This is a genomic window from Pseudoalteromonas sp. QJM3NY_22, assembly GCF_056173065.1.
Genome location: NZ_JBWBTZ010000002.1, coordinates 1,012,234 through 1,036,190, shown reverse-complemented (window position 1 = coordinate 1,036,190; position 23,957 = coordinate 1,012,234). Strand labels below are relative to the sequence as shown.

Below are 23,957 nucleotides of genomic sequence, written 5' to 3'. Positions count from 1 at the left end.
TGTTCTTATTTCCATTTTTATTGCGACAGTTAATAACAACACATAAAACAAGAAAAGTTAAATGTTTAAGTTAGTATAAAAGTGATCTGACTTTAAATAAAACATTCAGATCACTTTTATACTAACTGTTGTCAATTTTTGGTGTTTTCAGATCATTATTATACTAACAAGTGAGTTATAAATCTCTTTTTTACTAACTCAGCTATTATTTTGTCCAGTGTAATTGATATTTTATTAAATTAAACACGACAAATTACGCTTTTAAGTAATTCTCCTGTGGATAAAGCAATATCGAGTTAGAATAGATCTGATCTGTACTTACTACAGATCAGATCTATACTAATTCAATGCCCCTTTTATCTAGTAGACCCGTGCATAACTTTATAATTTACTTAGTAAAAATCGGATCTCAAGAGGTGTTTTTGTTCATAACTTAATGAGTAAGCTGTGCATAACTATAGATCTCAATTAGTCCTTAGTAAAAAGCTGATCTGAGTGTTAATAAAGATCTGATCTTAACCAAGTATAAAGGTGATCTGCTTTTTTTAATATTATTCATATTTATCATCAAGTTATATGCTAATTATACACCCTTAACCTTTATTACCTTATATATTTAACCACCTTTAAACTTCTTTATTTATACTAAGCAATATTAATGATGTAAAAATATTATTAGATGTCTTCTTTTTAAAATGCATGTCGCCATAAATAGTTGTTTACAGCAAATTGAATGGACATTATACTTACTGCCTAACTTTGAGGAAGGAAAGTATGTCTATCAACAATAATGCGCTAAATACCTATCGACTTTTAAAAGCGACTGCTGAAGTTGCAGAAAAGTCATTAGAAGGACGTATTCAACATTATCGCGCTCATCTTAAATCCGAAGAAAAAGAGTTAAGAACATACACCCAAAAAGCAGCAGCCGATTTACTAGGTTGTAATAATCGTACCTTAAAAAGACGCCATGATAATGGTGATTTTGATGATTTAAACATAAAACGCGGTGCAAATGGCCATTATGCTTACACACTTGTAAATATTTTTGCAATGGCTGATATTATGGATATCAAGCCTGATCACCGCACTAGCGACGACAAACTTCAAGTTATTGTTATAAACTCCCTCAAAGGCGGTTGTGGTAAAACAACCAGTATGGTTAATATTGCAGCGGCACTTGCTACAACCAATATTAAACGTTATCGCATTGGTATTATTGATTTAGATCCGCAAGGATCATCATCTAGCTTCTTCCCCTCTAGCGAACATGATCCAATTACTGTTGGTGATTTAATGCGCGATTGCATAGATCTAGACGAAGGCGAAACATGGCCTGAATTTGTATCAAACTCATTTTTACCTACGCATATTCCAAATATTCGCGTTTTACCATCGGGTATGGATGACTTTTATTTTGAGCACGAAACTGCCACTTTATTAAAAGATACTTCAAATTATGAGCAAACTCGCCATTATCATAAGTTATTAGAAAAAGTAATCGAGCCGGTTCAAGATGAGTTTGATATTTTACTTATTGATACAGCTCCAACTCTTAACTTTATGTTTTATAATGCATTAATGGCATCTACAGCGATGCTTATTCCTGTTCATCCGGAAGCTGTCGATTTTGATGCAAACAATAAATATCTAAAAAGGTTAGGCGAGATTTATCATACTGTTGCTGCGCTTGGACATGAAGGTTGGGACTTTATGCAGTTTCTTGTAACCAATTATGTAAAAGGTAACCATTCACAACGCGATATTGTTAAAGATGTTCGTAGTGCATTTGGCCGCCAAGTAATGAGTTACCCAATTAACCACAGTTCTGCAATTACAGCGAGCTCTTCATCTTTTAATACTATTTTTGATCAAAAAGCGTCTGATAGTTTAGCCAGTCGTGAATCGCTTATGCGTGCACAAGAAAACATTAAAGATGTTGTTGACGAACTTGAAATGCTAATTCGATCTAATTGGCAATCCACACAATCAAAATTAAATACGCCTAAGTAAGGATGTTAAATAAAAATGGCTAAAAAACGTAAAAATGACACCCGCTTAGATCCATTTGCAACAGCTGTAGGCAGCAGTAGTCTTGATGCATTACTAGAACAAGCGAATGCTGGCGATGTAATTAGAATGCCTGCACCGAGCGACCCTGCTCGTCAAATTACGCTTGTTTGTAAAGTGATCGCACATGCTGATATTGAATCTATCACTGGTGTATATGGCAAAAATCGTCGCGTACAGGCACTTCTTAACGAAAAGTCAGTATCAGATATTCTTCCTGCAATTAGCGATGATGGTCGAAATCAGCACCCTGCTTTGCTTTGGGAGCAAGGTGACAAAAGTTTAGTTCTTGCAGGTTCACGTCGTCGTATGGCCTGTATTCTAGGTAACGCTGATTATTTAGTGCTTAGCTCAAGTGACTTTACTGAACAAGATGCAAAAATTTTAGCTGTTTCATCTGATCAATACATAGCACCAAGTTTATGGGAGTTAGGACAAGCTTATCAACAAACTAAAAATGAATTAATTGAACAAGGTAAAAAAGGATCTTACCGAGAAATAGCTGCTCTTGAAGGTGTTTCGCATACTGCCATTGCAGATGCAATTAAAGCCTATGAACAAATACCAGCTGAGGTTATTGCGCTTTATCCTACGGCTAATCATGTTGGTAGAGAAGTTGCTAAAAAGCTTGTTATTGCAAAGGAGCGTGATCCTGAGAGCTTTAATCGGTTGGTTCAAGAGCTAGCAAGTAACAATGACATTAACGCGATTACAAGCGACGACAAGCGTGCAATGGCTGTTACTAAATGCTTAACAGCTGAACCGCAAACTACAGTAAAACGCGAAGCTGTTCTCGAAAATGATTTTGTTTCACTTCAACGAAATCTTAAAAGTGGCGATGTTTCTATAAAAATAAACAACAAAGTGATGACAGACAAGCGCTTAGAGCAACTTACAAAGCTATTAAGTGCTTTTAATTAGTTAGTAAAATAGCGATCTATCCAGTTTGTTTTGTTAGTTAAATATTGATCTGCAATATTATTTAGTTAGTATAAATCTGATCTGTACACGCCGTTAATGTGCTTATTTAGCCTGTTTTATTGCGTAGATCATTTTTTTACTAACTATTCGCCTCTTTTTTATCTATTTACCATATGTTTTAAAAAGTGTTAGTAAAATTCTGATCTAAAAGCGCTCTAACTATTGTTTAAGTTGTTTTTATTTTTTGAATCAGCAACATTTTGCAATTTATTCAACAAAATCCATTCTAAATTTAGTTATAAACCAATTTTTTACTAACCAATCAACTCCAACCAGTTTATATTGCGTTAATATAGCTTTAGCTCAGAGCACATAAGGCATATACTGGCAGAATTATTTTTAAAAACTAATCACTTAGAGTGACATGTCTGCTAACTTATCAAAAAATGATTTACTGGCTATTTTTGAAGAAATTAAAAATGAGCAGGCTACTCAGTTTCCTCTTTCAGAACGCTTTATAAATAAGCTGTTTCGACCCAATGTGCTAGCCAAAGGTAAAGAGTATTACAAAAACGGAAAAATCAGTTGGTTAGAGCATACTTCTAACTTTTCTGTTGTTGATTCAACTGTGCAAGGTGATAACGGTACACCGTTCAATCAGCGTATAGAGATCAGTAAAATACCAACTGGTTATTCGGTTGATACACATTGTACGTGTAATATAAAAACTAAATGCCGTCACCTAGCAGCAATTTTATTAAAACTAAAAATAGAGCACTCTGGTGAATACGGAGAAGATTACTTTATTAATGATTGGTTTAGTGAGTTAAGCGCACTCAAAAGCGCCGAGCAAACAATACCGTCGCAAGTTTTACTCTTTGTATTAGATATTGAAAATAACAAAGTATTTTTATCACCTAAAATAGCTAATTATGATAAAGATCAAAATTACACATTAGGTCGTAACCTTACCGATCAGCAACTTAATAGCTTTATAACCCCGAATGATTTACTCGAAAGTGATTTTAGACTTTATAGTTGGATCCGTTCACAAAATGCTGTAGGTAATATTGAACTCAAAGGTTTATGGGGTTTTAATGCGTTGCAACAACTTATTGCTACAGAACGATTATTTTTACAACGCTCTCGTGTTGCAATTAAGCCACAAAGTGCCCAAGCGCTGAACTTTAATTGGAAACAAGAAAAAGATTTAACGCAGTTGGGTATTAATTTGGAGCAAAGCAAAAATTGGGCACTGATTAAAACAACGCCACCTACATACATAGATTTAGATTATTTAAAAATAGGGCGTATACGTACGCCATTAAGCGCTGATGAAATCTCACATTTGCAAACAATACCCGCTTTACATAGTGCTAACTTCGATCGAATTTATAAGCAGTTAGCAGATAATTTTGGTGCGGGCGTTATACCACATCCAATAAATTCACAAACAACGCTACCTAAAGCAGCTAGTAATGCTGTTTTAAAAGTAACTACGGGTGAACAAGGCTTAACGCTTTCATTGTTATTTAAGTATAAAAACAAGAATTATTTAGCAGGTGCAGCGCCTGCTAGCTTAATAAACAATGCGTTTGAAAATACCGTTAAAAATGAATTAGTGAATTTAGGTTTTGAGTTTTGTAAAGGGGGTTTACAAAGTGAGTTTGTTTTTACCAAGCAGTCCCCTATTCATCTACATTGGCTTACCTATGAAGTATTTCCAAGTTTTAAAGAGCGCGGTTGGAAAGTAGCGATTAGCAAAATGACAGTTGCTAATCCACAAAGCGAAGTTACACTTTATGCGAATAGAGCCGCAGGGCATCAAATGCATTGTAAAGTATTACTTAGTGGTGCAAAAGCTGCGCTACTTTTTAATAATGAAGATTTAACTTATCAATCATTAAATCGTCAAAGTGAGCTATTTCATTACTATCCAATGGGTCGTCAATTTGGCGTTATCAATAAATCAGCTATTAATTTACTAACTGAATTTAAGCAACGCTTTGAGTTTGTAAAAACAAGAGATGAATTTAATATTCCGCTTTCGTACTTGCCTGAGCTTGTAAAACACACCGCAATAAATGTTGAGCTTCATGACGACTCTTTAGAGCTTTACTTACAAGAACTAAATAATACCGACCACGCTATGCCAAAGGTATCTTTACATGGCTTAAATGAGTCGGTAGAGCTTAGAGAATACCAACAACAGGGCGTTGATTGGTTAAGCTTTTTAAAACGTCATAAGCTTGGTGGTATTTTAGCTGACGATATGGGTTTAGGGAAAACACTGCAAGTGATTGCTTTTTTAACTAGCACGTATAATCGTCCGCAAGCTGGCCCTACTTTAATCGTGTGTCCGACAAGTTTGGTAAGTAATTGGGAAAATGAAATAACTAAGTTTGCTAAAGGCTTAAAAGTGACAACTATTTTTGGTTCTCATCGAAACGAGCCACTACAGCACCTTGCTCAATCGCAATGCATACTGACAACTTATCCGCTGTTAAAACGTGATATAGCATATTACTCGCCATTATATTTCGAAAATATAATTCTCGATGAAGCGCAATACATTAAGAATGACACAGCACAAGTATCGCGCTTAGTTAAACGACTTAATGCTGATTTTAAGTTATGTTTAAGTGGTACGCCCATCGAAAATAATTTACTTGAGCTTAAATCTTTACTCGATTTTGCTATGCCATCATTACTTGGTTCACAAGCCCATTTTAAGCAACATTTTCAAACTCCAATTGAACGTGAAGCTGACATGGAACGTGCTGAGCAGTTAAAAGCGTTGATTATGCCTTTTATATTGCGCCGTACTAAAGCGCAAGTAGCTCAAGAGTTACCTGAAAAAACAGAGATAACAAAAGAGTTTGAGTTTGAACCTAAACAAAAAGAAATGTATCAGGGGATTACACGCTCTCTTGAAGAAAAGTTAATAGACTTATTTGCAGAGCAAGGTGTTCAAAAAAGTAAACTAGCCTTTTTAGAAGCATTATTAAAGCTTAGGCAAATTTGTTGTCACCCTAAATTAATAGAGCCTGATACGCAAGCTGGCTCTGCTAAATTAGAATGGCTCACGACCCATTTACCATTGATGCTGAGCCTTGGTCGTAAAGTAATTATATTCAGCCAGTTTACTTCGGCACTCGACTTAATTGCTAAGCGCCTAGATGAAATAAATATAGATTTTAGTCTACTTACAGGACAAACTCGCCATCGAGATAAAGTAATTGATGAATTTACTAGCGGTAAAACATCGGTATTTTTAATTAGTTTAAAGGCCGGCGGCACAGGTCTTAACCTTACACAAGCCGATACAGTTATTCACTTTGATCCATGGTGGAACCCTGCTGTAGAAAAACAAGCGACTGATAGAGCTTACCGTATTGGCCAAACTAACCCTGTGTTTGTATATAAACTCATAATGAGTAACTCAATTGAGCAAAAAGTATTTAAAATTCAAGAAGATAAGCAAGCTTTAGTTGATGCATTATTTACTGATAAATCAATGAGTTTTACCCAGTTTGATGAACAGCAAATGTTGTCATTAATAAAAAACTAGATTTTTTTTGAACTTAATTAATTAAAGTGCGTCTACTACTTTGCTTGTTGTTAAATTGCAGTTTACACAAGCGATAATGTTGATTTCCCTATTTAGTTACTAATTTTAGTAATGATTGAGCCAGCCCATTTTGAGTTGGCTTTTTTGTAACTATTCACCATGGTAAATTATTTTCAAAGGATCTTTTTTAACTATTGACCGATCCCGCCAGTATGCCAAGCTAGGGCTATGACCTAATAGCCCTAGCTTCAATGAATTTAAACAGCATCAACATCGACGAAATCGTTGAGAAAACCAAAGCTCAATTACAAGAAGGTAAAACTCTCACGCCTGCGCTGAAGATGTCTATTGAACTCATTCTGGTTGTCGTTGTTATGTTAGCAAGTAAATTAGGACTTAACAGTAACAATAGCAGTATCCCGCCATCAAAAGACATCAACCGAAAAAAACAAAACAAAGAGAAATCAGCCAAGTCAGCGGGTGGTCAAAAAGGCCGTGCAGGTAAAACACTAACCCAAACACAGACGCCTGATGAGATCAAAATCATCCTAGTTGAACGTGATTTTTTACCGAAAGGTCACTACCGTGAAATTGGCTTTCAAAAACGACAGGTTGTCGATATAGATATCAGGAAAGTGGTCACTGAATACCAAGCACAAATTCTGGAAAATGAGCAAGGTAAGCGTTTTATTGGTGAATTTCCAGAAGACGTTAACAGTCCTATTCAATATGGGGTTGGTGTAAAAGCCCATGCAGTTTACCTATCCCAATATCAATTACTCCCTTACAACCGCATTGAAGAATATTTTTGTGATCAACTCGGTATTCCAATCAGTGCGGGTAGTTTATTTAACTTTAATGAACAAGCAGCGGCCTTGGTAAAGTCCTCCGGCGCAGAAGCCGCGCTCAAGAAAGCCCTGAAAACGACTTATCAAGCCTTACACGTTGATGAAACGGGGATTAATATAGGTGGTAAACGACGATGGCTTCATGGTGCATCAACGACGTGGTGGACGTATTTTTACCCGCATGAGAAAAGAGGGAAAATAGCGATGGATGACGCCGATATTTTACCTCACTTTACTGGGGTACTATGCCACGACCACTGGAAACCGTATTATCAATATACACAGTGCCAACATGCCTTGTGTAATGCACATCATATCCGAGAGTTAGAAAGGGCATGGGAGCAAGACGGTATGCAATGGGCAAAGGATTTGCAAACCCTACTGACTGAAATCAATAAACATCAAATAGATAACCCCGAGCTAGATGCAGACACAAAAGCTCACTATATAGAGAAATATCAACAAATATTGGCTCAAGGTGACATTAAATGCCCTCCACCGGATAGAAACAGCCGAGTAAAAGGCCAGCGAGGCAGATTGAAACGAACAAAGTCTAGAGCGTTGTTAGAGCGGTTAAGAGATTATCAAGATGATGTCTTACGGTTCATGACGGAAACAGCGGTGCCTTTTAGCAACAACCAAGGTGAGAATGATATTAGGATGACCAAGGTTCATCAAAAGATATCTGGGTGCTTCAGAAGCATGCAAGGTGCAGAGATGTTTTGTTTAATCAGAAGCTACCTCTCGACTTGCAGAAAACAGCATGTATCAGCAAGCCTAGCCCTTGAATTACTCTTCAAAAATCAGTTACCTGATATATTTATTGAAAATGTGGCTGAATAGTTACACTTTTTTTATGTCTAAAATTTAGCGTTAAGCACTTATTTTAAAATTTTTTATTTTTTTATGAACTTAATTTAAAAACAGGCGTCTACTATTATGCTTGTTGATTAATTGCAGTTAATACAAGTTTTCATGTTGATTCCCCCCTATTTAATTACTAATTTTAGTAATAATTAAGCCACTTCATTTTGAACTGGCTTTTTTTATGGTCAAAATTCATCATTTAAATATTATTTAAATTTTTTGAGTTTTTACTGAACTTAATTAATAAAGAGGCGTCTACTATTATGCTTGTTGATTAATTGCAGTTAATACAAGTTTTCATGTTGATTCCCCCCTATTTAATTACTAATTTTAGTAATAATTAAGCCACTTCATTTTGAATTGGCTTTTTTTATGCCTAAAATTTGCCAATTCCAATCAACCACTACTCAGATAAACGAATTTGTACCAATCTGCTTTGGTATGAAGTGATTTAATTCGTTCAGTTGTTCAAATACTTATGCTGATTGGTATCACTTAAAGTTATTAAATTATTTTTGAATTAATTACTTCATTTACCGGTCTACTGTAATACCTGTTGTTATACAACTTAGCCAAATAATGTAATTTATTTTGGCAAATGCGTATTTAAGTTGCAGCTTGCTCGGGTACATGTTGATTTTCCCTTTGATTACTTAATTTAGTAATATTTAGCCAGCTTATTTGAGCTGGTTTTTTTATGTCTGTAATTTCTTTGCTCCTCTACTTCTATTGCTTGTTATTGGTTATGATGGCATGTCTCTAAATCTTATAAGTTTATTTTTATGCTCACTCAAATACTCACTAACATCGATTGGTTAAGTGCAGGCGCTGGTGCTATTTTAGGTATTGTATTTTATGGTGTTATATCTGCGCAGCTTCGCAAAAAGCTACACCTAAAAATAAGCGAACAACAACAACAGCTTTCACTCTTACAAAATCAGTTTGATAATAAAGAGCTACAATACAGCACCTTACTTGAGGATCACGAACTACTCGAACATACTCACCAAGAGCAGCGCGATGTGGCGCAGCATTTTAAAACGCGTTTTAGCGAACAAGAAAAACAAAGCATTCAATACAACCATTTTTGGCGCAAAGCCGAAGACGAGCTTACAATGCTTCGTGAGCAATATAATCAACGCGATGTTGAGTATAATAATATGCGCACCACCCTTGAGCAGAAACAGCAAAGCTTTAGTGAGCAACTCGCGCAAATTGAGCAAAGTAAAAATATGCTCAAAAAAGAGTTTGAAAATCTAGCCAATAAAATTTTAGAAGAAAAATCACAAAGCTTTAAAACCTTAAATCAAGAAAGCATTGAGCAATTATTAAAACCAGTTCAAGGCGAGCTAAAAGGTTTTAGAGAAAAAATGGAATCAATACACGTTGAAGATATAAAGCAACGGACCGCGCTAAAAACTGAGCTACTGCATTTACAAGCTAAAAGCCAAGCTATAACAGATCAAGCCGACAAGCTCAGTAACGCGCTACAAGGGCAAAAGAAGACCCAAGGTAATTGGGGGGAACTCATGCTCGAAAACGTGTTAGATAGCGCAGGCTTACGCGCAGGTGTTGATTACAAGCGCGAAGTGTCGTTTAACACTGAAGATGGCCGCTTACGCCCTGATGTAGTTGTGTACTTACCACAAGGCCGCCACTTAGTTATTGATGCTAAAACATCATTAAATGCTTATACACGCTACGTAAATGCTGAAAATGAGTTAGATGCTAATCAAGCGATTAAAGAGCATGTAAATGCGGTTACAGCACGTATTAATGAGCTTGCGAGTAAATCTTACGACCGTTTGCCTGGTATTAACTCGCCAGAAGTGGTGGTTATGTTTGTACCAATAGAATCAGCTTTTGTTGAGGCGCTTAAATATCAAAGTGATATTTACCAACAAGCAATCGAAAAAAATATATTAGTAGCCACCCCCACTACCCTGCTGACTAGTTTAAATATTGTTAAACAGCTTTGGCGTTTTGAAGAGCAAACCAAATATTCAAAAGAGTTGGCAAATCGAGCTGAGCGTTTTTATAACAAGCTCAATGGTTTTTTATTAAGTATGGAAGGCGTAGGTAAGCAGCTTGATAAAGCGAAAGAAAGTTACGACAAAGCGTTCTCGCAATTATACCGTGGTAAAGGTAATTTAATTAAACAAGCATCAGAGTTTAAAGAGCTTGGTGTATCGGTACAAAAAGAGTTACCTAGTGAGAGCGTTGAACGTGCGCAGCTAGAGCTCGATTAAATTATTTTAAGTGTTTTGACTTAAAATAAAAACTTACCTTAAGTTTTAAAGCACACTTAAGAAAATATTATTAAATAATGTACGTTAGAGATTAGAGGTGTTTATGAGTAATAAGATTATAGGTATTGTTTTAATCGTTATAGGTATCGCTTTAATTATGTGGGGATATGACGTGTATGATGCGGCGGCTTCGCAGTTAAGCCGTGCATTCAGTGGTGATACACCAATAGAAGCATGGGCGGGTATTATTGGCGGTGCCATCTGTGTATTAATTGGCATTAAAAAGCTTAAGTAATATAAAATACAGCTTATTTTAGTAAGCTGTATTAATTTATTCGTAATCTATCACTTTTAGTAATTCATTCAATTTGCCTTCTGGCAGGCATTCGCCTTTATCCCAATAAGAGTTGATTAAACTGCCAATACGTTGTGACTTTTTCTGCATTTGCTCAATCAAAATGTCAGCTTCTTTTTGTTTTTTTTCTAAACGTTCAATTATTACTGTGTGGTTTAGCTCGTCGTTTTCGTTACGTAATAAAGGTATTTCGTTGAGTGAAAACCCCAAGCTTTGTGAAAATTTAATTAACTGCAATTTTTCTAAGTTTTGTTGGGTGTACAGCCTATAACCATTAGCACTGCGAGTGGTTGGTGTTAATAACCCTTTGCTTTCGTAAAAGCGAATAGTACTGGCGGGTATGTTGGTAAGTTTTGCAAGTTCGCCTATTTTCATAACTAATAATAACTCCACTTTACATAAACTTAGTAGGTTGACCTTCAAGCTAACTTTAAGGTTATAGTCGCTTTAATGTCAATTTAATTAGCCCATAACTATGCGTAACCCTGTATTTACCCCTTTTACCTTGCCAAGTGGTTTAGTATTAAAAAACCGTATTGCCAAAGCCGCTATGGAAGAAAACCTTGCGCAAGAGGATCAAACGCCCTCCCAAATACTCAAAAATGTTTATAGCGCATGGGCAGTGGGGGGAGCTGGGCTAATTATTACTGGCAATGTAATGATTGATCATTTAGCGATGACAGGCCCAGGCGGCCTTGTGCTTGAAAAAAGTACCGATATTACTGCCTTTGCAGAGCTTGCTCGTTTATCGCAGCAAAATAATTGCAAAGTGGTGATGCAAATTAATCACCCTGGTAGGCAAGTATTTAAAAAAATGGGTGGAAAGGCTCTATCAGCGTCAAGTGTTGCACTTAATATGGGTAAGCACTCGCACTTGTTTGGCGTACCAAAAGCGATGACGAAAACTGATATTGACGATGTTATTACCCGCTTTACACAAACTGCGCAGCAAGCTGAAAAAGCAGGTTTTAATGGCGTACAAATACATGCAGCGCATGGTTATTTACTGGCTCAGTTTTTATCGCCACTAACCAATAAGCGCGACGATAAATGGGGAGGGAGTTTACAAAATAGAGCTCGCTTACTTCTCGAAATAACCCGCAGTATTAAAGCCTCTTGCTCACTTACCTTTTCGGTTTCGGTAAAGTTAAACTCTGCTGATTTTCAACGAGGTGGGTTTGAACCCAGTGACGCGCAAGTTGTAGTGGACTTATTGAATAAACTCAATGTTGATTTTGTAGAGCTTTCGGGTGGTAGTTACGAAGCACCTGCCATGCAAGGAAAAACAGGTGATCAGCGCACGCTTGCCCGCGAAGCGTATTTTTTAGAGTTTGCAAAAGCGATTAGCCAACGCTCATCAGTCCCAATAATGACTACAGGCGGTATTAGTCGCTTATCTATTGCCAACAACGTGATTGAAAGTGGCGTTGCCCTCGTGGGTATTGCCACTGCGCTTGCATACCAACCAAATGGCAAAATGAGCCACTGCAATTAGCCGTGTTACCCAATGTTACTTGGCAAGATAAAACTCTCGCAGGACTTGCCACTATGGCACTGGTTAAAAGACAAATACGCCGTATAGGCCAAGGCAAACTCGTAAAAATAAATGCCTCACCAGTATTTACTTTAATTAGCGACCAACTACGTTCGGTTAAATTAACTAAGCGTTACCGTAAACGTTTTGCTCATGAGCTTAATGTTGAGGCTAAGTAGGGTTTTTTAAATTAAAATAATACACCAATGATGATTTTATAGGCTAAGGTAAAGTTTCATATTAATTTGAGCTTTTTGAGACCTAAATGAATATAGGCATTTATATTTATGATAACGCAGAAGTACTCGACTTTTCAGGCCCTTTTGAAGTTTTCAGTACCGCTAAGCGTTTAGCTGAAAATAACTGGAATGTATTTTTTATTGCGGAGCAAAGTAAGCCTGTAATAGCGCGCGGAGGTTTTAGTGTAAACCCCCATTACAACTTTTTAGATCACCCTCATATTGATTTATTAATTGTGGTAGGTGGCGATCACACCGACGAATTTAATAAAAAGCAGGTGATTGATTGGATCAGTAAAAGTGCAAAAACAGCTACTCGTGTTGCGTCTGTATGTACGGGCGCGTTTTTGCTCGCAAAAGCCGATTTATTACATGGCTTAAATGTAACAACGCATTGGGAAGATCAAAATGAATTGGCGTTATTATTTCCTGATTTAAATGTAATTAGTGATAAACGTTGGGTGCAGCATAATCAATTTATCACATCAGGGGGGATCTCGGCTGGCATAGATATGAGCCTGCAATTAATAGCATTGTGCAGTACTGATGAATTTGCTTGCTTAACAGCAAAACAAATGGAATATCAGTGGCATAAAAAATAACAGGCCCAAGTAAAACTACTTATACAACTGTTTGTAATCGACATATCACTCTCCTAAGTCCCAGTATGGGGTATCGCCATAAAAGTCGCTCGCAAAATCAACAAAAGCACGCACTTTGCTCGGTAAAAACTGTCTATTAGCATACACCATGTAGAGTCCCATTGGGTCGGGTTCATAGTCTTGTAAAATGCGCACTACTTTACCTTGAGCCAGCGCTTCGCCTGCAATAAATGTGGGCTGCATAGCAATACCACCTCCCGCAATGGCTGTATTTAGTAGTAAGTCACCATTGTTAGCCACAAAGTTACTTTCAAGCTTTAGCTCGCTTTTTAGCTCATTAACTCCAAATAGGCGTTTTGTGGGCTCGCTAAGGGAATAGCGTAAATAATTATGCGACTGTAAATCTAAAAGCGTTTGTGGCGTGCCATGGAGTTTCAAATAATCGGGTGACGCAAATACCGCTAGGTGTATAGGGGCAATTTTTTTAGCTATGAGCGTTGAATTTTTTAATACGCCAATGCGCAGCGCAATATCAATACCTTGCTCTACTATGTCTACATATTGGTCTGTGAGCCGTAAGTCTAACTTTAAATTTGGATACTGCTTTTGAAAATCAACCAGCAAACCTGCTAAATGCTTAGTACCAAATGACATAGGTGCACTAATACTAAGCACACCCGAAACATTCTCGCTTAAGTTATTTAGTGAGTTTTCCATGTCTTCAATATCAACAAGCACCTGCTGACAACGCTGATAATATTGATTCCCAGCCTCTGTTACACTTACTTTTCGCGTTGTACGGTGTAATAAACGCGTGTGTAGATTATCTTCCAGCGCAGAAATATATTTGCTGACTAACTGCGGGGAAATATCGAGCTTATCGGCCGCTTTTGAAAACGATCCTTCTTGCACAACGGCCAAAAAGGTTTTCATGGTGGTGAGTTTATCCATCTTTAACAATACTTTATTGATAATTTATAAATAAATACCATATTTATCGTCAAAATAAAAACTAATATAGTGCTTAATAACACATCTATTTGTTTAAGGTTTTAGCATGACTCAGCCCGCTTTATTTATATCTCACGGTTCGCCAATGATGGCTGTACAGCAATCTACTACGTCAGATTTTCTTGCATCATTAGGTCAAACGCTTAATAAACCACGAGCTATTGTGGTGTTTTCTGCCCACTTTGATGAAGCGCACGATATAGTTATTACATCTGGAGATGCGCCGCAGACTATTCACGACTTTTATAACTTTCCCAAGCCCCTGTATGAAATTCAATACCCAGCACCGGGGGACCCTAAGCTCGCTAATACTATTAGTGAGTACTTTTACAAAGCGGGTATTAAAGCCGTGCAAAGTGCCAAGCAAGGTTGGGATCATGGTGTGTGGATCCCGCTGCGCTTAATGTATCCAGCAGCTAATATTCCCATTGTTCAAGTGTCTATTAATACACGTCTTGGCACTAAAGCGATGTATAAATACGGACAGTTACTTGCACCACTGCGCAGCGATAACGTATTAATTATTGGCTCAGGCGGTATTAGTCACAATCTACGTGAAATATTTAAAAGCTCTCCTACACCTAACCGTGTTCAAATGGTTAATGATTTTACCCATTGGGTTGAGCAAAAGTTAATAACGCAAAACACTCAAGCGTTACTTAACTATTTAGATGAAGCACCCCATGCTTTATTTAACCACCCTACTGCAGAGCACTTTTTACCTCTTCTTGCAGCGCTTGGTAGTGGTGACGGTCAAGTTGAAAAAGTACATGAAGACATCGAAATGGATATTTTAGCGCTTGATGCATACAAGTTTTATTAAATTGAGCGTTCGTTCAAATTAAGTTAAGCTGTAAGCAAGTACTCTAAAACCAACTTAATTTATTTTATTGCGGAGCAAACATGGCAACTACACTTGCATTTGACGTATACGGTACGCTAATAAACACTCACGGCGTACTGTCCTTACTCGACGACATGATTGGCGATAACGCCCAAGCATTTTCAAATACATGGCGCGAAAAGCAATTAGAGTATTCATTTAGACGTGGATTAATGCAAAATTATATTCCTTTCTCGGTATGTACAAAACACGCACTCGATTACGCCTGCTTAGCGCACAAAACCGAGCTAAGTGAAGATCAAAAAGAGCAACTGCTAGAGCTTTATAAAACGCTTCCTGCGTTCGATGATGTAAAAGCAGGTCTTGAGCAACTAAAAGCAAAAGACTACCGTTTGTTTGCATTTTCAAATGGAGCTGCCGACGCAGTTCATACCTTATTAGAAACCGCTGGCATTAGTGAGCTTTTTGAAGGGGTAGTAAGTGCCGACGATGTTAAAACCTTTAAATGTATTAGTGTGATTACCAAGGGATTATGTCGGTCTAATTACCGAGCGACTTTGTCGTAAATAGCATATCAGCCAGTTGCTAAACTGGCTATCTTTTATGCCGATTCAGCTAAAGCATTAGATTTTTCGACTCGCAATGCGGTGGTATTCATATTGTTTCTTAGCCACATGCTACGCACACCGCCCGCGCTAATATCAACACCTAAGGCTTCACTGAGCTTCATCGCGACTTTCTGCTGACCAAGGTGAGGGTGTTCAATAGAGAATTGCACAACGGCGTCTTCTATTGCCTTATCCACACAGTTTTTGTGCCGTAGATTAGGTGTTTCTTGGCGTTTTAATGCTCAGGGCCACCTTGCTTAACTAGTCTTAAGTGCCGGTGAATAGTATCTCGTGATACGCCACTTTGGCGTGATGCAGCGCTGACGCTTCCGAGTTTTTCGATTAACGCTAATACTTCAAGTTTCTTCTGTACTGCCAAGTCTTCTGATGCGAGTTTGCTTGGTTCATTAACTTCAGAGATCTTGAGTTTGCGGCCAGCGAAGTGAGCGGTAAACCCTTTTTTACTCGTGTTCCTTATCTCGATTTTCTGATTGGCAATGGAGTGCTTGAGCGGTGAATCTATTAAATAGAACTTGTTGCCATAACTGAAGGTATGGTCGTTACGTATTTTACGGTGATCTTTAATGACGCAGATATCATCAAGGTTGATGTGTTTCGACAGAGCCGTAAATTCAGGTGCTTGCTTTGATTTAACTTGAATTTTGGTTTGCCAGAACTGCGGAATAAAGACGTGTTTAAGGTAGGCATTAGCGGCAGCAATATCATTGATATTGTTCAACCTAAGCTCGGGAACAAGACGGTCTTGGAAGGTATCGAATGCTCGCTCAATACGGCCTTTGCCTTGCGGTGAGTTGGCAAAAATGATTTCAATGCCTAGCTCCTCGCAAGCCCTCTGCATCTGTGAGAAGTTGCAGCGTTTAGGGCCACCGAATATACCGGCTCTATCCACATAAAGCGTTTTAAAAACGCCTTTGGCTTCAATACAATCTCGCATCACTTTCAAACAACCAACCGTCGTTTCTGAGAGAAAGAACTCTGCGTATACTTCACTGGTAGCATCATCAATCATGGCAATTAAACAGTGCTTTTTATCCCCAAACCAGCGATGCGGACTGCCATCCATTTGCATCATTAAGCCCGCTGCTTCCATACGCTCTCTACGTTTACGAACATTGCTGCGCCTGCGCTTAGCTCGTTTAACATGGTGAATATCATGCGCCCAACCTCGCAGTGTTTCGCGCTTCACAACAATGTTTTCGTTTTCGGCCAACTGCTCAGCCAAGTGCAACAAGTTCAAATCGAAATACTTATCTTTAATCAAAGCCTGTACTGCTTTCTTAATTGATACTGGCGTTTTGTTTGGCGGGGTTTTACCGCTATTACCATGAATAGCGAATTGAATACCGACTTGCTGATATTGCTTTACGTAGCGTTCAATGGTGCGTCGAGACTTACCGAGTAATTTTGCAGCATTGGCAATTGTTATTCTACCTTCGACTACCTTAGCAATGATATCAACAGTGAGTTGAGCTTTAGAGTCCATCACAATCATCCTCAACATGCCTTCTAGTATTCAAAAAAATAAACACTAACAGGCACATAAAAAAATGACCGACAAATTCCCTTGGTAATTAGCAATTACGACAGAATCGCTTGGTAATTAAGATACGACAAAATCGCTTGGTGTTAACAGTCTTATTTGTATTAGTTCAGACAAGATCTGACAATTCAACTTGAAAAAGTGAGAGTTACCCGTTTTGATAAAGGTGTCGAATCTTTAAATCAAAACAAACAAAAAGGTAACTCTCATGTTGCATACTAACAATCCAATCATAAAACACAAAGCTGGTTTACTTAACCTTGCCGAAGAACTAGGCAATGTATCAAGAGCCTGTAAAGTCATGGGCGTATCACGAGATACATTTTATCGTTATCAAGAACTCGTTAATGAAGGTGGTATCGATGCATTAATCGAAAAGAACCGCCGTACACCAAATATAAAGAATCGCGTTGACGAAGAAACAGAGCAAGCCGTCATTAACTATGCAGTTGACTATCCTGCTCACGGTCAACATAGAACCAGCAATGAGCTTCGTAAGTTAGGCGTGTTTGTCTCAGGTAGTGGTGTTCGTTCGTTTTACTACACCGTTCTTTATACCCTATTAATTGGTATTTTTGGTTGGCAACGAATTAAACGACGCAAAACACCTTATGTAACAGTACAAACGTCAGTTTTGTTTGCGATTCAATTGTTTCCATTATTTTTATTGCCAGAAATAATTTTACCATTACTTGGCTATAACGGTGTATTTGATGCAGGAATAGGCAAAAGCTTTGCCGATGCGTTGTTTCCCAGTTATATCTCAGCGCAAGAACTTGCGACGCATACATGGCCTGAATGGGGACACCCACGCGCTTATTGGCATGCATATAGTTTTATCTTCGCTTGGCCGTTAGGTGTGTATACCGTATTCACCGACACTCCCCAAGTTGCTTGGTTAGTTATTGGGGCTATTCAAACATTCGTTATTATTCCAATTATTGTGATGAAGTGGGGCAAAGGCGCTTATTGTAGTTGGATTTGCTCTTGCGGTGCTATGGCTGAAACTATGGGAGATCTGCAACGCCATAAAATGCCACACGGTTCTAAGTGGAATAAGCTAAATATGCTTGGTCAGTTCATTTTATTAATAGCGGCAGTGTTATTAGTCATTCGTGTTTTAGGGTGGATATATCCTGAGTCATGGATGAACCATATGTTTAATCTGTTTTTAAAAGGCGAGAACAAGGACTACCAATTAGTAAACGCATTTAGTTATAAGTGGGTTGTTGATATTTTATTAGCCGGTATTTTAGGGTTTGGCCTTTATTTTAAATACTCAGGGCGTACATGGTGTCGGTTTGCTTGTCCATTAGCGGCATTAATGCATATATACAGTCGCTTTGGTCGCTTTGCTATTGTTAGTGAAAAATCGAAATGTATTAGTTGTAATCAATGTACAGCTGTATGCCATCAAGGCATTGATGTTATGGCTTTTGCAAGTAAAGGCCAACCAATGACCGATCCACAATGCGTTCGTTGCTCCGCCTGTGTACAAACCTGCCCAACAGGCACATTGTCTTTTGCTGAAATAAACCGAAAAACTTCCGCCATTATCAAAAAAGATACACTTGCAGCTAGCCCTGTGCAAATGTCTGAAAAATCACGTGGCGGCGTTAACATTATTGAGATTAAAAATGTATAAAGGTCATAAAGTTGCTGTTGTTATTCCTGCTCTTAACGAAGAGCAAGCTATTTCTATTGTGGTCAGAAATTTGATTACTTTAATGTTTGATGAGCAGGCGGTTATTGATAACGTTATTGTTTGTGACAATGGTTCCACAGACAACACTGCAAAAGTAGCAACCGCTAATGGTGCTCAAGTTGTTCATCAAAGTACACCTGGTTATGGTATTGCCTGCTTAACCGCTATTGCTAAGCTTCCCTCATGCGATATTGTACTTTTTGTAGATGGTGATGATTCTTGCTTTGTAGATCAAGCCCTTTCATTACTAAATGGGATTGTTAATGGTGACGATCTTGCTATTGGATCAAGAACCTTAGGCACCATTGAAAATGGAGCTTTAACTAAACCACAACTCTTTGGTAACTGGCTATCTAGCCACTTAATAACACTATTTTGGCAGCAAAAAATAACTGATTTAGGACCATTCGCTTCTTGTCGCTGCACACTTTAAATATGGCTGATACCTCGTTTGGCTGGACTGTAGAAATGCAGGTTAAAGCGATCATTCTTGGTATGCAAGTGAGCGAATACGCTGTTGACTCTAAAGTGCGAATAGGACAATCAAAAATTAGCGGCACAGTAATGGGCTCAATTAAAGCTGGTATCGGTATTTTATCCATGATTGCAACGTTATTTATTCGCCAATCCAGTGTTAAAAATACAGCGCAGCTTAAAGGTAGTGAGTATGAATAAGCGTGAGCTAAGTAATAACCGAGCAACAAAGAGTAAGTCGTCTTTAGGACGACCTAAGGGCAGTACATGCTTGGCATTGATGTTGCGTTATTGCCTCTTTATGGGAAATAACAACACCACGTAGGCTCAGCCCTACCTAAAAATCAAACATACGGCTGCAAACTCAGCCTAGAAAGATAAACAAGCCCTAGTTATAAATGCGAATTACAAAATTATTAGTGCTACGTGAGCTGTGATTAAAATGAATAAAATAAACCAAAGTAATAAAGCGTCAAAACAAACAATTAGATTAGTTATAAATCAAGCGACGTTAGTTGTTTTTTGTAAACGGCCTAAACTCAACCAAGGTAAGCAGCGGCTTGCTGAAGGCTCGAATGCGCAATGTGCACTTAAAATTGCACATGCATTATTAGCATGCGCAATAGAAGATGCTAATAATTGGCAAGGGCCTGTTGTTATTGCTTGTTCAAGCGAAAGCGATATTCAGTGGGCGCATTCTTTAGTAAGTAATGCCCACGTAATAACGCAATTACCGCTTGGGCAGTTAGGTAACTTAGGCGATAGATTAAACTATGTTGATAATCAGCTGCGAGCACAAGGGCATGAGCAACTAGTGTTCATAGGTACTGATGCTCCAATACTTAACCATCAATATTTTGAGGCAACGATTAGTGCATTACAAAGTAATGACGTAGCTTTGCATCACGCTGATGATGGTGGCGTCATCATTATGGCTAACAAAGTAGCTTGGCCAGTACTAACCCATTTACCTTGGAGCACGAATGAATTATCACAATCATTATCACAACAGTGTAGGCAGAATAAATTATCGGTGAAGTATTGCTTACCAGGTTACGATATTGATTATGTCAGCGATCTTAAAAAATTATTTATTGATCTACAGTCAGATACTCGCCCAGCACGTAAAGCTCTATTACATACAATTAATGATCTATTCTCGCTCGCTAAAGTGAGTTTTCATGAGTAATATTCTGAACTATGAGGTTATAAAAGTATGTTAAGTATTATTATTCCTACTTTAAATGAAGAAAAAACAGGGTATTTACAACGGATCCTCAAGGCGTATCAACATTTAAAAAACTGCGAAATAATTTGTGTGGATGGGGGAAGCACCGATAACACCATCGATATAATTAATGCTGCGGGCGTGTGCTTAATTAAAACCGATATAGCATCACGAGCAGGCCGGCTCAATGCGGGTATTGTGCAAGCAAATGCTGACACAATTGTGCTTCATCACCCTCGTAGCATAATTGATATTGCAGGGTTGAATGCGTTAAACAAACACGCAGATCAGATGTCGTGGGGGGCTTTTACCCATAAATTTAATATACGCCATCCATTACTTCAGTTTACCTCTTGGTATTCTAATTATATTCGCGGTGATAAACGGGGAGTGTATTATTTAGACCATTGTTTATTTGCAAAAAAACAACTTCTACTCGACGTAGGTATGTTGCCGCTAATAGATATTTTTGAAGATACAGAGCTATGTTTACGGCTTAAACTCAAATGTAAAGCAAAGCGTCTACCGTTTATTAGCGAAACCTCTGCGATACGCTTTCAAGTTAACGGAATCTATCGACAGGCTTTAACTAATCAGTACATGAAGTGGTTATATTATTTTAACCGTTCAGATACTGCGATGAATCAGCGCTATGAAAAAGGTATTCAGCTTAATACTCAATACGACGAAAGACAAAAATAAGGTATTTACCTTAACTTGACTTAATTAACTCAATCACTGTATTCATCCGTTTTGCCAGTGGCCTATTTCGATGGTGACATGCATAAATAGTCTCATTAACGGGATTGGCTAAATAGTGCGTTTTAATAAGCTCAGGCTTATTAAAAGCACCTACCGCATTGGCAGGTAATACCGTAAAACCTAAACCTAAACTTACAGGTTCTAGTATTAAGCTAATTTGGTTGGAAAACCCCGTCTGCTTTATTTGCTCAATATGTTCAAATTCATCGTAGTTTTCGCTAAGTAGTAGTTGCGCATGATGGTTTGCATCAGGATGAGCAATAAAACCCAGCTCACACAGTGTTTGCCAATTCGGTGTATTTATACCCGCAGGTGTAATAAGTAATAGCGCTTCTTTATCAATTTTATAACTGATCACTTCGCTAAGTGTAGGGGCTTGGGTTAAAAAGCCAATATCGGCACTGTAATTTGCCACAGCTTGCTCCACACTCACATTTGGCGCAAAGCGGTAATCAATAGTTAGTGCTTTATGCTCACATTGCAGTGCTAATAATTGATTGTAAAACTTTAAACCACAACTGCCCGGCGATTGAATTTTTACTGCTCCGCTAAAAGGTGAATCATCTTTTAATTGCTGCTCTAAAAACTGCCAATCTTTGATAAGTTGGCTACCCTGCTGATATAAGTTTTGACCCTGTGGCGTGAGTGAAAACTGCTTACCGTGGCGCTCAAGTAAAGCACAATCAACTTGTTGCTCTAGCTTTTTAATATGCTGGCTTACACCAGACTGCGTCATATAAAGGCGCTCAGCTGTTTTGGTAAAATGATTTACCTCAACCAAGGTGCAAAATGTGTTTAACCATGTCGGATTTATCATTACAAAACGTACTCAAAGTTATGATTAATGATAATTTTACTTAATGTTTTTCGATTCGTAAACTAACTCCATCAACGAGTCACAAGATAAGTCACACGTTAAAGAGGAAGCATTATGAGTCATACATACCCACGTAGTTTTTCGCACATTGGTATTTCGGTTCCCGACGTTGAAAAAGCCGTTGAGTTTTACACTAAGGTTATGGGTTGGTACACCATTATGGAACCCACTTTAATAACCGAAGACAAAAGCCCCATTGGCGAAATGTGTACCGAAGTATTTGGTGAAAAATGGGAAAAATTCAAAATAGCGCACCTTTCAACGGGCGATCGTATTGGTGTAGAAATTTTTGAATTTAAAAACCAAGAAAACCCAAAAGACAACTTTGAATACTGGAAAACAGGCATCTTTCATTTTTGTGTTCAAGACCCTGATGTAGAAGGCTTAGCAGAGCGTATTGTAGAAGCTGGCGGTAAAAAGCGTATGCAAGCCCCGCGCTATTACTACCCTGGCGAAAAGCCATACCGCATGATCTACATGGAAGACCCGTTTGGCAACATCCTTGAGATTTACAGCCACAGCTACGAGCTAATTTACAGCGCAGGCGCTTATTAAAAGCATTGAGCTAAAAACAAAGGCCGCAGTATTTATTACTGCAGCCTTTTTGTTTCAGCTATAGCGCTTTTATTTTTACTAATCGTGAGGGTATACGGTGCCGTTTTTATTTATGATTGCGCTCCACTGCTCTATTATTTCATTTGCACTGGCAAGTTCACTTTCGCTAAGTTGCGGATACTGTCGTTGCTCAAACCACGCATAGCGGTTATAAATATCATTATTATCGGTGATTTCCATAATTAATCGGTTTAGCGCGTAAGACTTTGCAAAACTTTTTTCACCAAGCTGCTGTGAATAATACACATTAGATAAAGAGATTAATGCCTTTTCACTACCATGTTGAGCAGCGTATTCTAAAAATACTATTTTTTGTTTATTAAAATTATCTCTTTTTTTAATGAACTCAGCGCGTTTTAGTGTCGAAAAACCTTGCGACTTCATAAAAAACTCAGCCGTTAGATTAACAAATGACTCTTGTGCGGCGACAAACCCATTTTTCGCTGCATCTTCTAAATACGCATAAAATTGGTGACGCTCAATACTATTAATGCCCTTACAATAATCAAACTTTTCTATTTTTCTATCAGCGGCTTCGCCGACATCACTGTACTGAGAGATCTCTTCTAACTCAGCCTGTAGAGCGTAGTCATCAATTGGTGCCGACAAACAATACCTTAAGTTTGTAGCGATGATATATTTTGCTTCGTTATCACCATCGTTTGCTGCCGCTTGTAAACGTTTAAAGTGCTCCCTAAACTCCCCTTGCAGTTTCCATTGTGGTCTGGTCATAATAACTCGCTGATACTTACCTTCGCTTGATGAAAGGGCACTGTTAGTCACCTTTTTGTTTGTCAGTAAGTCAGTATTGACTGCTTTTTCAGGAGTTTTTTGAGGTAATACAGTTAAATAATTAGAAGTTTGCTCTGCTGAAGTCGGTGGAGCCGACGCTTTATTGTAAAAATAACCAACAGTACATAACAGTAGAGAGACTATTAAAAATATAGATAGATAAACCCGCCCTAGCTTATGCATGTTATTGTTTTTCAAATCACTTACCTTATAAAAAGAACATA

18 protein-coding genes and 4 pseudogenes are annotated in these 23,957 nt (G+C 38.0%); 17 read left to right on the top strand and 5 right to left on the bottom strand.

Translation table 11 applies throughout. The features are described from left to right. The first annotated feature begins 774 nt into the window (after positions 1-774). The 6 genes from AC0VZ4_RS24965 to AC0VZ4_RS24940 all read left to right on the top strand — a co-directional run bounded on the left by AC0VZ4_RS24965 (position 775) and on the right by AC0VZ4_RS24940 (position 10,821). Positions 775-2,013 (top strand): AAA family ATPase, encoded by a 1,239-nt coding sequence (locus tag AC0VZ4_RS24965; protein WP_007378808.1) that lies wholly within the window; start codon positions 775-777, stop codon positions 2,011-2,013. A gap of 15 nt (positions 2,014-2,028) precedes the next feature. Next, positions 2,029-2,991 carry a transcriptional regulator gene (locus tag AC0VZ4_RS24960; RefSeq protein WP_475441957.1) on the top strand — a complete coding sequence of 321 codons (963 nt, stop codon included), beginning with the start codon at positions 2,029-2,031 and terminating at the stop codon, positions 2,989-2,991. Positions 2,992-3,415: 424 nt separating this feature from the next. After that, positions 3,416-6,562 (top strand): DEAD/DEAH box helicase, encoded by a 3,147-nt coding sequence (locus tag AC0VZ4_RS24955; RefSeq protein ID WP_475441956.1) that lies wholly within the window; start codon positions 3,416-3,418, stop codon positions 6,560-6,562. A gap of 251 nt (positions 6,563-6,813) precedes the next feature. Beyond that, positions 6,814-8,253, top strand: coding sequence for an IS66 family transposase (gene tnpC / locus AC0VZ4_RS24950; protein ID WP_475439674.1), 1,440 nt, complete (start codon positions 6,814-6,816; stop codon positions 8,251-8,253). A gap of 806 nt (positions 8,254-9,059) precedes the next feature. Next, positions 9,060-10,526 carry a DNA recombination protein RmuC gene (locus AC0VZ4_RS24945; protein ID WP_475441955.1) on the top strand — a complete coding sequence of 489 codons (1,467 nt, stop codon included), beginning with the start codon at positions 9,060-9,062 and terminating at the stop codon, positions 10,524-10,526. Positions 10,527-10,629: 103 nt separating this feature from the next. Continuing rightward, positions 10,630-10,821: a DUF3185 family protein gene (locus tag AC0VZ4_RS24940; protein WP_475441954.1), complete on the top strand. Its 192-nt coding sequence runs from the start codon at positions 10,630-10,632 to the stop codon at positions 10,819-10,821. Between the two features lie 36 nt (positions 10,822-10,857). Here AC0VZ4_RS24940 and AC0VZ4_RS24935 read toward each other — a convergent pair whose 3' ends face one another. After that, entirely contained in the window at positions 10,858-11,256 is a 399-nt protein-coding gene (locus AC0VZ4_RS24935; RefSeq protein WP_475441953.1) for a MerR family transcriptional regulator, read from the bottom strand. A gap of 100 nt (positions 11,257-11,356) precedes the next feature. On the opposite strand from AC0VZ4_RS24935, the pseudogene AC0VZ4_RS24930 reads away from it, so the two are divergent. Beyond that, positions 11,357-12,594, top strand: a pseudogene (locus AC0VZ4_RS24930) (NADH:flavin oxidoreductase/NADH oxidase family protein). Between the two features lie 86 nt (positions 12,595-12,680). Continuing rightward, positions 12,681-13,256: a DJ-1/PfpI family protein gene (locus AC0VZ4_RS24925; protein WP_475441952.1), complete on the top strand. Its 576-nt coding sequence runs from the start codon at positions 12,681-12,683 to the stop codon at positions 13,254-13,256. Between the two features lie 45 nt (positions 13,257-13,301). On the opposite strand, the gene AC0VZ4_RS24920 is transcribed toward AC0VZ4_RS24925, so the two are convergent. Continuing rightward, positions 13,302-14,207: a LysR family transcriptional regulator gene (locus AC0VZ4_RS24920; RefSeq protein ID WP_096794161.1), complete on the bottom strand. Its 906-nt coding sequence runs from the start codon at positions 14,205-14,207 to the stop codon at positions 13,302-13,304. 106 nt (positions 14,208-14,313) lie between these two features. Between AC0VZ4_RS24920 and AC0VZ4_RS24915 the strand changes: the two genes are divergently transcribed. Both AC0VZ4_RS24915 and AC0VZ4_RS24910 read left to right on the top strand, forming a co-directional pair. Next, complete coding sequence (locus AC0VZ4_RS24915) at positions 14,314-15,090, top strand: DODA-type extradiol aromatic ring-opening family dioxygenase (protein WP_475441951.1); 777 nt, start codon at positions 14,314-14,316, stop codon at positions 15,088-15,090. An 80-nt stretch (positions 15,091-15,170) separates the two neighbouring features. Continuing rightward, positions 15,171-15,617, top strand: a pseudogene (locus AC0VZ4_RS24910) (haloacid dehalogenase type II); the annotation flags it as partial. Between the two features lie 95 nt (positions 15,618-15,712). Here the strand turns inward: AC0VZ4_RS24910 and AC0VZ4_RS24905 are convergent. Continuing rightward, positions 15,713-17,232, bottom strand: a pseudogene (locus AC0VZ4_RS24905) (ISNCY family transposase). 256 nt (positions 17,233-17,488) lie between these two features. Here AC0VZ4_RS24905 and AC0VZ4_RS24900 point away from each other — a divergent pair. The 6 genes and pseudogenes from AC0VZ4_RS24900 to AC0VZ4_RS24875 form a co-directional block, all read left to right on the top strand. Continuing rightward, positions 17,489-17,821 (top strand): annotated as a pseudogene (locus AC0VZ4_RS24900) (helix-turn-helix domain-containing protein); the annotation flags it as partial. Between the two features lie 405 nt (positions 17,822-18,226). After that, on the top strand, positions 18,227-18,925 hold the full coding sequence (locus AC0VZ4_RS24895) for a 4Fe-4S binding protein (RefSeq protein ID WP_475442213.1): 699 nt from the start codon (positions 18,227-18,229) through the stop codon (positions 18,923-18,925). Continuing rightward, positions 18,918-19,418, top strand: a complete 501-nt coding sequence (locus AC0VZ4_RS24890; protein WP_475441950.1) for a glycosyltransferase family 2 protein — start codon at positions 18,918-18,920, stop codon at positions 19,416-19,418. Before AC0VZ4_RS24895 ends, AC0VZ4_RS24890 begins: the two co-directional genes overlap by 8 nt. Before the next feature lie 2 nt (positions 19,419-19,420). Further along, positions 19,421-19,660: a hypothetical protein gene (locus tag AC0VZ4_RS24885; protein ID WP_475441949.1), complete on the top strand. Its 240-nt coding sequence runs from the start codon at positions 19,421-19,423 to the stop codon at positions 19,658-19,660. 241 nt (positions 19,661-19,901) lie between these two features. Beyond that, positions 19,902-20,648 carry a TIGR04282 family arsenosugar biosynthesis glycosyltransferase gene (locus AC0VZ4_RS24880; protein WP_007378781.1) on the top strand — a complete coding sequence of 249 codons (747 nt, stop codon included), beginning with the start codon at positions 19,902-19,904 and terminating at the stop codon, positions 20,646-20,648. Between the two features lie 27 nt (positions 20,649-20,675). Further along, positions 20,676-21,389, top strand: a complete 714-nt coding sequence (locus AC0VZ4_RS24875) for a glycosyltransferase (RefSeq protein ID WP_475441948.1) — start codon at positions 20,676-20,678, stop codon at positions 21,387-21,389. A gap of 10 nt (positions 21,390-21,399) precedes the next feature. On the opposite strand, the gene AC0VZ4_RS24870 is transcribed toward AC0VZ4_RS24875, so the two are convergent. Next, positions 21,400-22,266, bottom strand: a complete 867-nt coding sequence (locus tag AC0VZ4_RS24870; RefSeq protein ID WP_007378783.1) for a LysR family transcriptional regulator — start codon at positions 22,264-22,266, stop codon at positions 21,400-21,402. 114 nt (positions 22,267-22,380) lie between these two features. Between AC0VZ4_RS24870 and AC0VZ4_RS24865 the strand changes: the two genes are divergently transcribed. Beyond that, positions 22,381-22,881, top strand: a complete 501-nt coding sequence (locus tag AC0VZ4_RS24865) for a lactoylglutathione lyase family protein (protein WP_007583656.1) — start codon at positions 22,381-22,383, stop codon at positions 22,879-22,881. Positions 22,882-22,959: 78 nt separating this feature from the next. On the opposite strand, the gene AC0VZ4_RS24860 is transcribed toward AC0VZ4_RS24865, so the two are convergent. Next, positions 22,960-23,931, bottom strand: coding sequence for a hypothetical protein (locus AC0VZ4_RS24860; protein ID WP_096794169.1), 972 nt, complete (start codon positions 23,929-23,931; stop codon positions 22,960-22,962). Between the last annotated feature and the right edge of the window lie 26 nt (positions 23,932-23,957).

Excerpts from the sequence above, each read along its gene's own strand:
- AC0VZ4_RS24915 (WP_475441951.1), top strand. The coding sequence starts at position 14,314 with ATGACTCAGCCCGCTTTATTTATATCTCACGGTTCGCCAATGATGGCT.
- AC0VZ4_RS24945 (WP_475441955.1), top strand. The coding sequence starts at position 9,060 with ATGCTCACTCAAATACTCACTAACATCGATTGGTTAAGTGCAGGCGCT.
- AC0VZ4_RS24875 (WP_475441948.1), top strand. The coding sequence starts at position 20,676 with ATGTTAAGTATTATTATTCCTACTTTAAATGAAGAAAAAACAGGGTAT.
- AC0VZ4_RS24885 (WP_475441949.1), top strand. The coding sequence starts at position 19,421 with ATGGCTGATACCTCGTTTGGCTGGACTGTAGAAATGCAGGTTAAAGCG.
- AC0VZ4_RS24920 (WP_096794161.1), bottom strand. The coding sequence starts at position 14,207 with ATGGATAAACTCACCACCATGAAAACCTTTTTGGCCGTTGTGCAAGAA.
- AC0VZ4_RS24955 (WP_475441956.1), top strand. The coding sequence starts at position 3,416 with ATGTCTGCTAACTTATCAAAAAATGATTTACTGGCTATTTTTGAAGAA.
- AC0VZ4_RS24935 (WP_475441953.1), bottom strand. The coding sequence starts at position 11,256 with ATGAAAATAGGCGAACTTGCAAAACTTACCAACATACCCGCCAGTACT.
- tnpC (WP_475439674.1), top strand. The coding sequence starts at position 6,814 with ATGAATTTAAACAGCATCAACATCGACGAAATCGTTGAGAAAACCAAA.
- AC0VZ4_RS24880 (WP_007378781.1), top strand. The coding sequence starts at position 19,902 with ATGAATAAAATAAACCAAAGTAATAAAGCGTCAAAACAAACAATTAGA.
- AC0VZ4_RS24965 (WP_007378808.1), top strand. The coding sequence starts at position 775 with ATGTCTATCAACAATAATGCGCTAAATACCTATCGACTTTTAAAAGCG.
- AC0VZ4_RS24940 (WP_475441954.1), top strand. The coding sequence starts at position 10,630 with ATGAGTAATAAGATTATAGGTATTGTTTTAATCGTTATAGGTATCGCT.
- AC0VZ4_RS24870 (WP_007378783.1), bottom strand. The coding sequence starts at position 22,266 with ATGATAAATCCGACATGGTTAAACACATTTTGCACCTTGGTTGAGGTA.
- AC0VZ4_RS24960 (WP_475441957.1), top strand. The coding sequence starts at position 2,029 with ATGGCTAAAAAACGTAAAAATGACACCCGCTTAGATCCATTTGCAACA.
- AC0VZ4_RS24895 (WP_475442213.1), top strand. The coding sequence starts at position 18,227 with ATGAAGTGGGGCAAAGGCGCTTATTGTAGTTGGATTTGCTCTTGCGGT.
- AC0VZ4_RS24925 (WP_475441952.1), top strand. The coding sequence starts at position 12,681 with ATGAATATAGGCATTTATATTTATGATAACGCAGAAGTACTCGACTTT.
- AC0VZ4_RS24890 (WP_475441950.1), top strand. The coding sequence starts at position 18,918 with ATGTATAAAGGTCATAAAGTTGCTGTTGTTATTCCTGCTCTTAACGAA.
- AC0VZ4_RS24865 (WP_007583656.1), top strand. The coding sequence starts at position 22,381 with ATGAGTCATACATACCCACGTAGTTTTTCGCACATTGGTATTTCGGTT.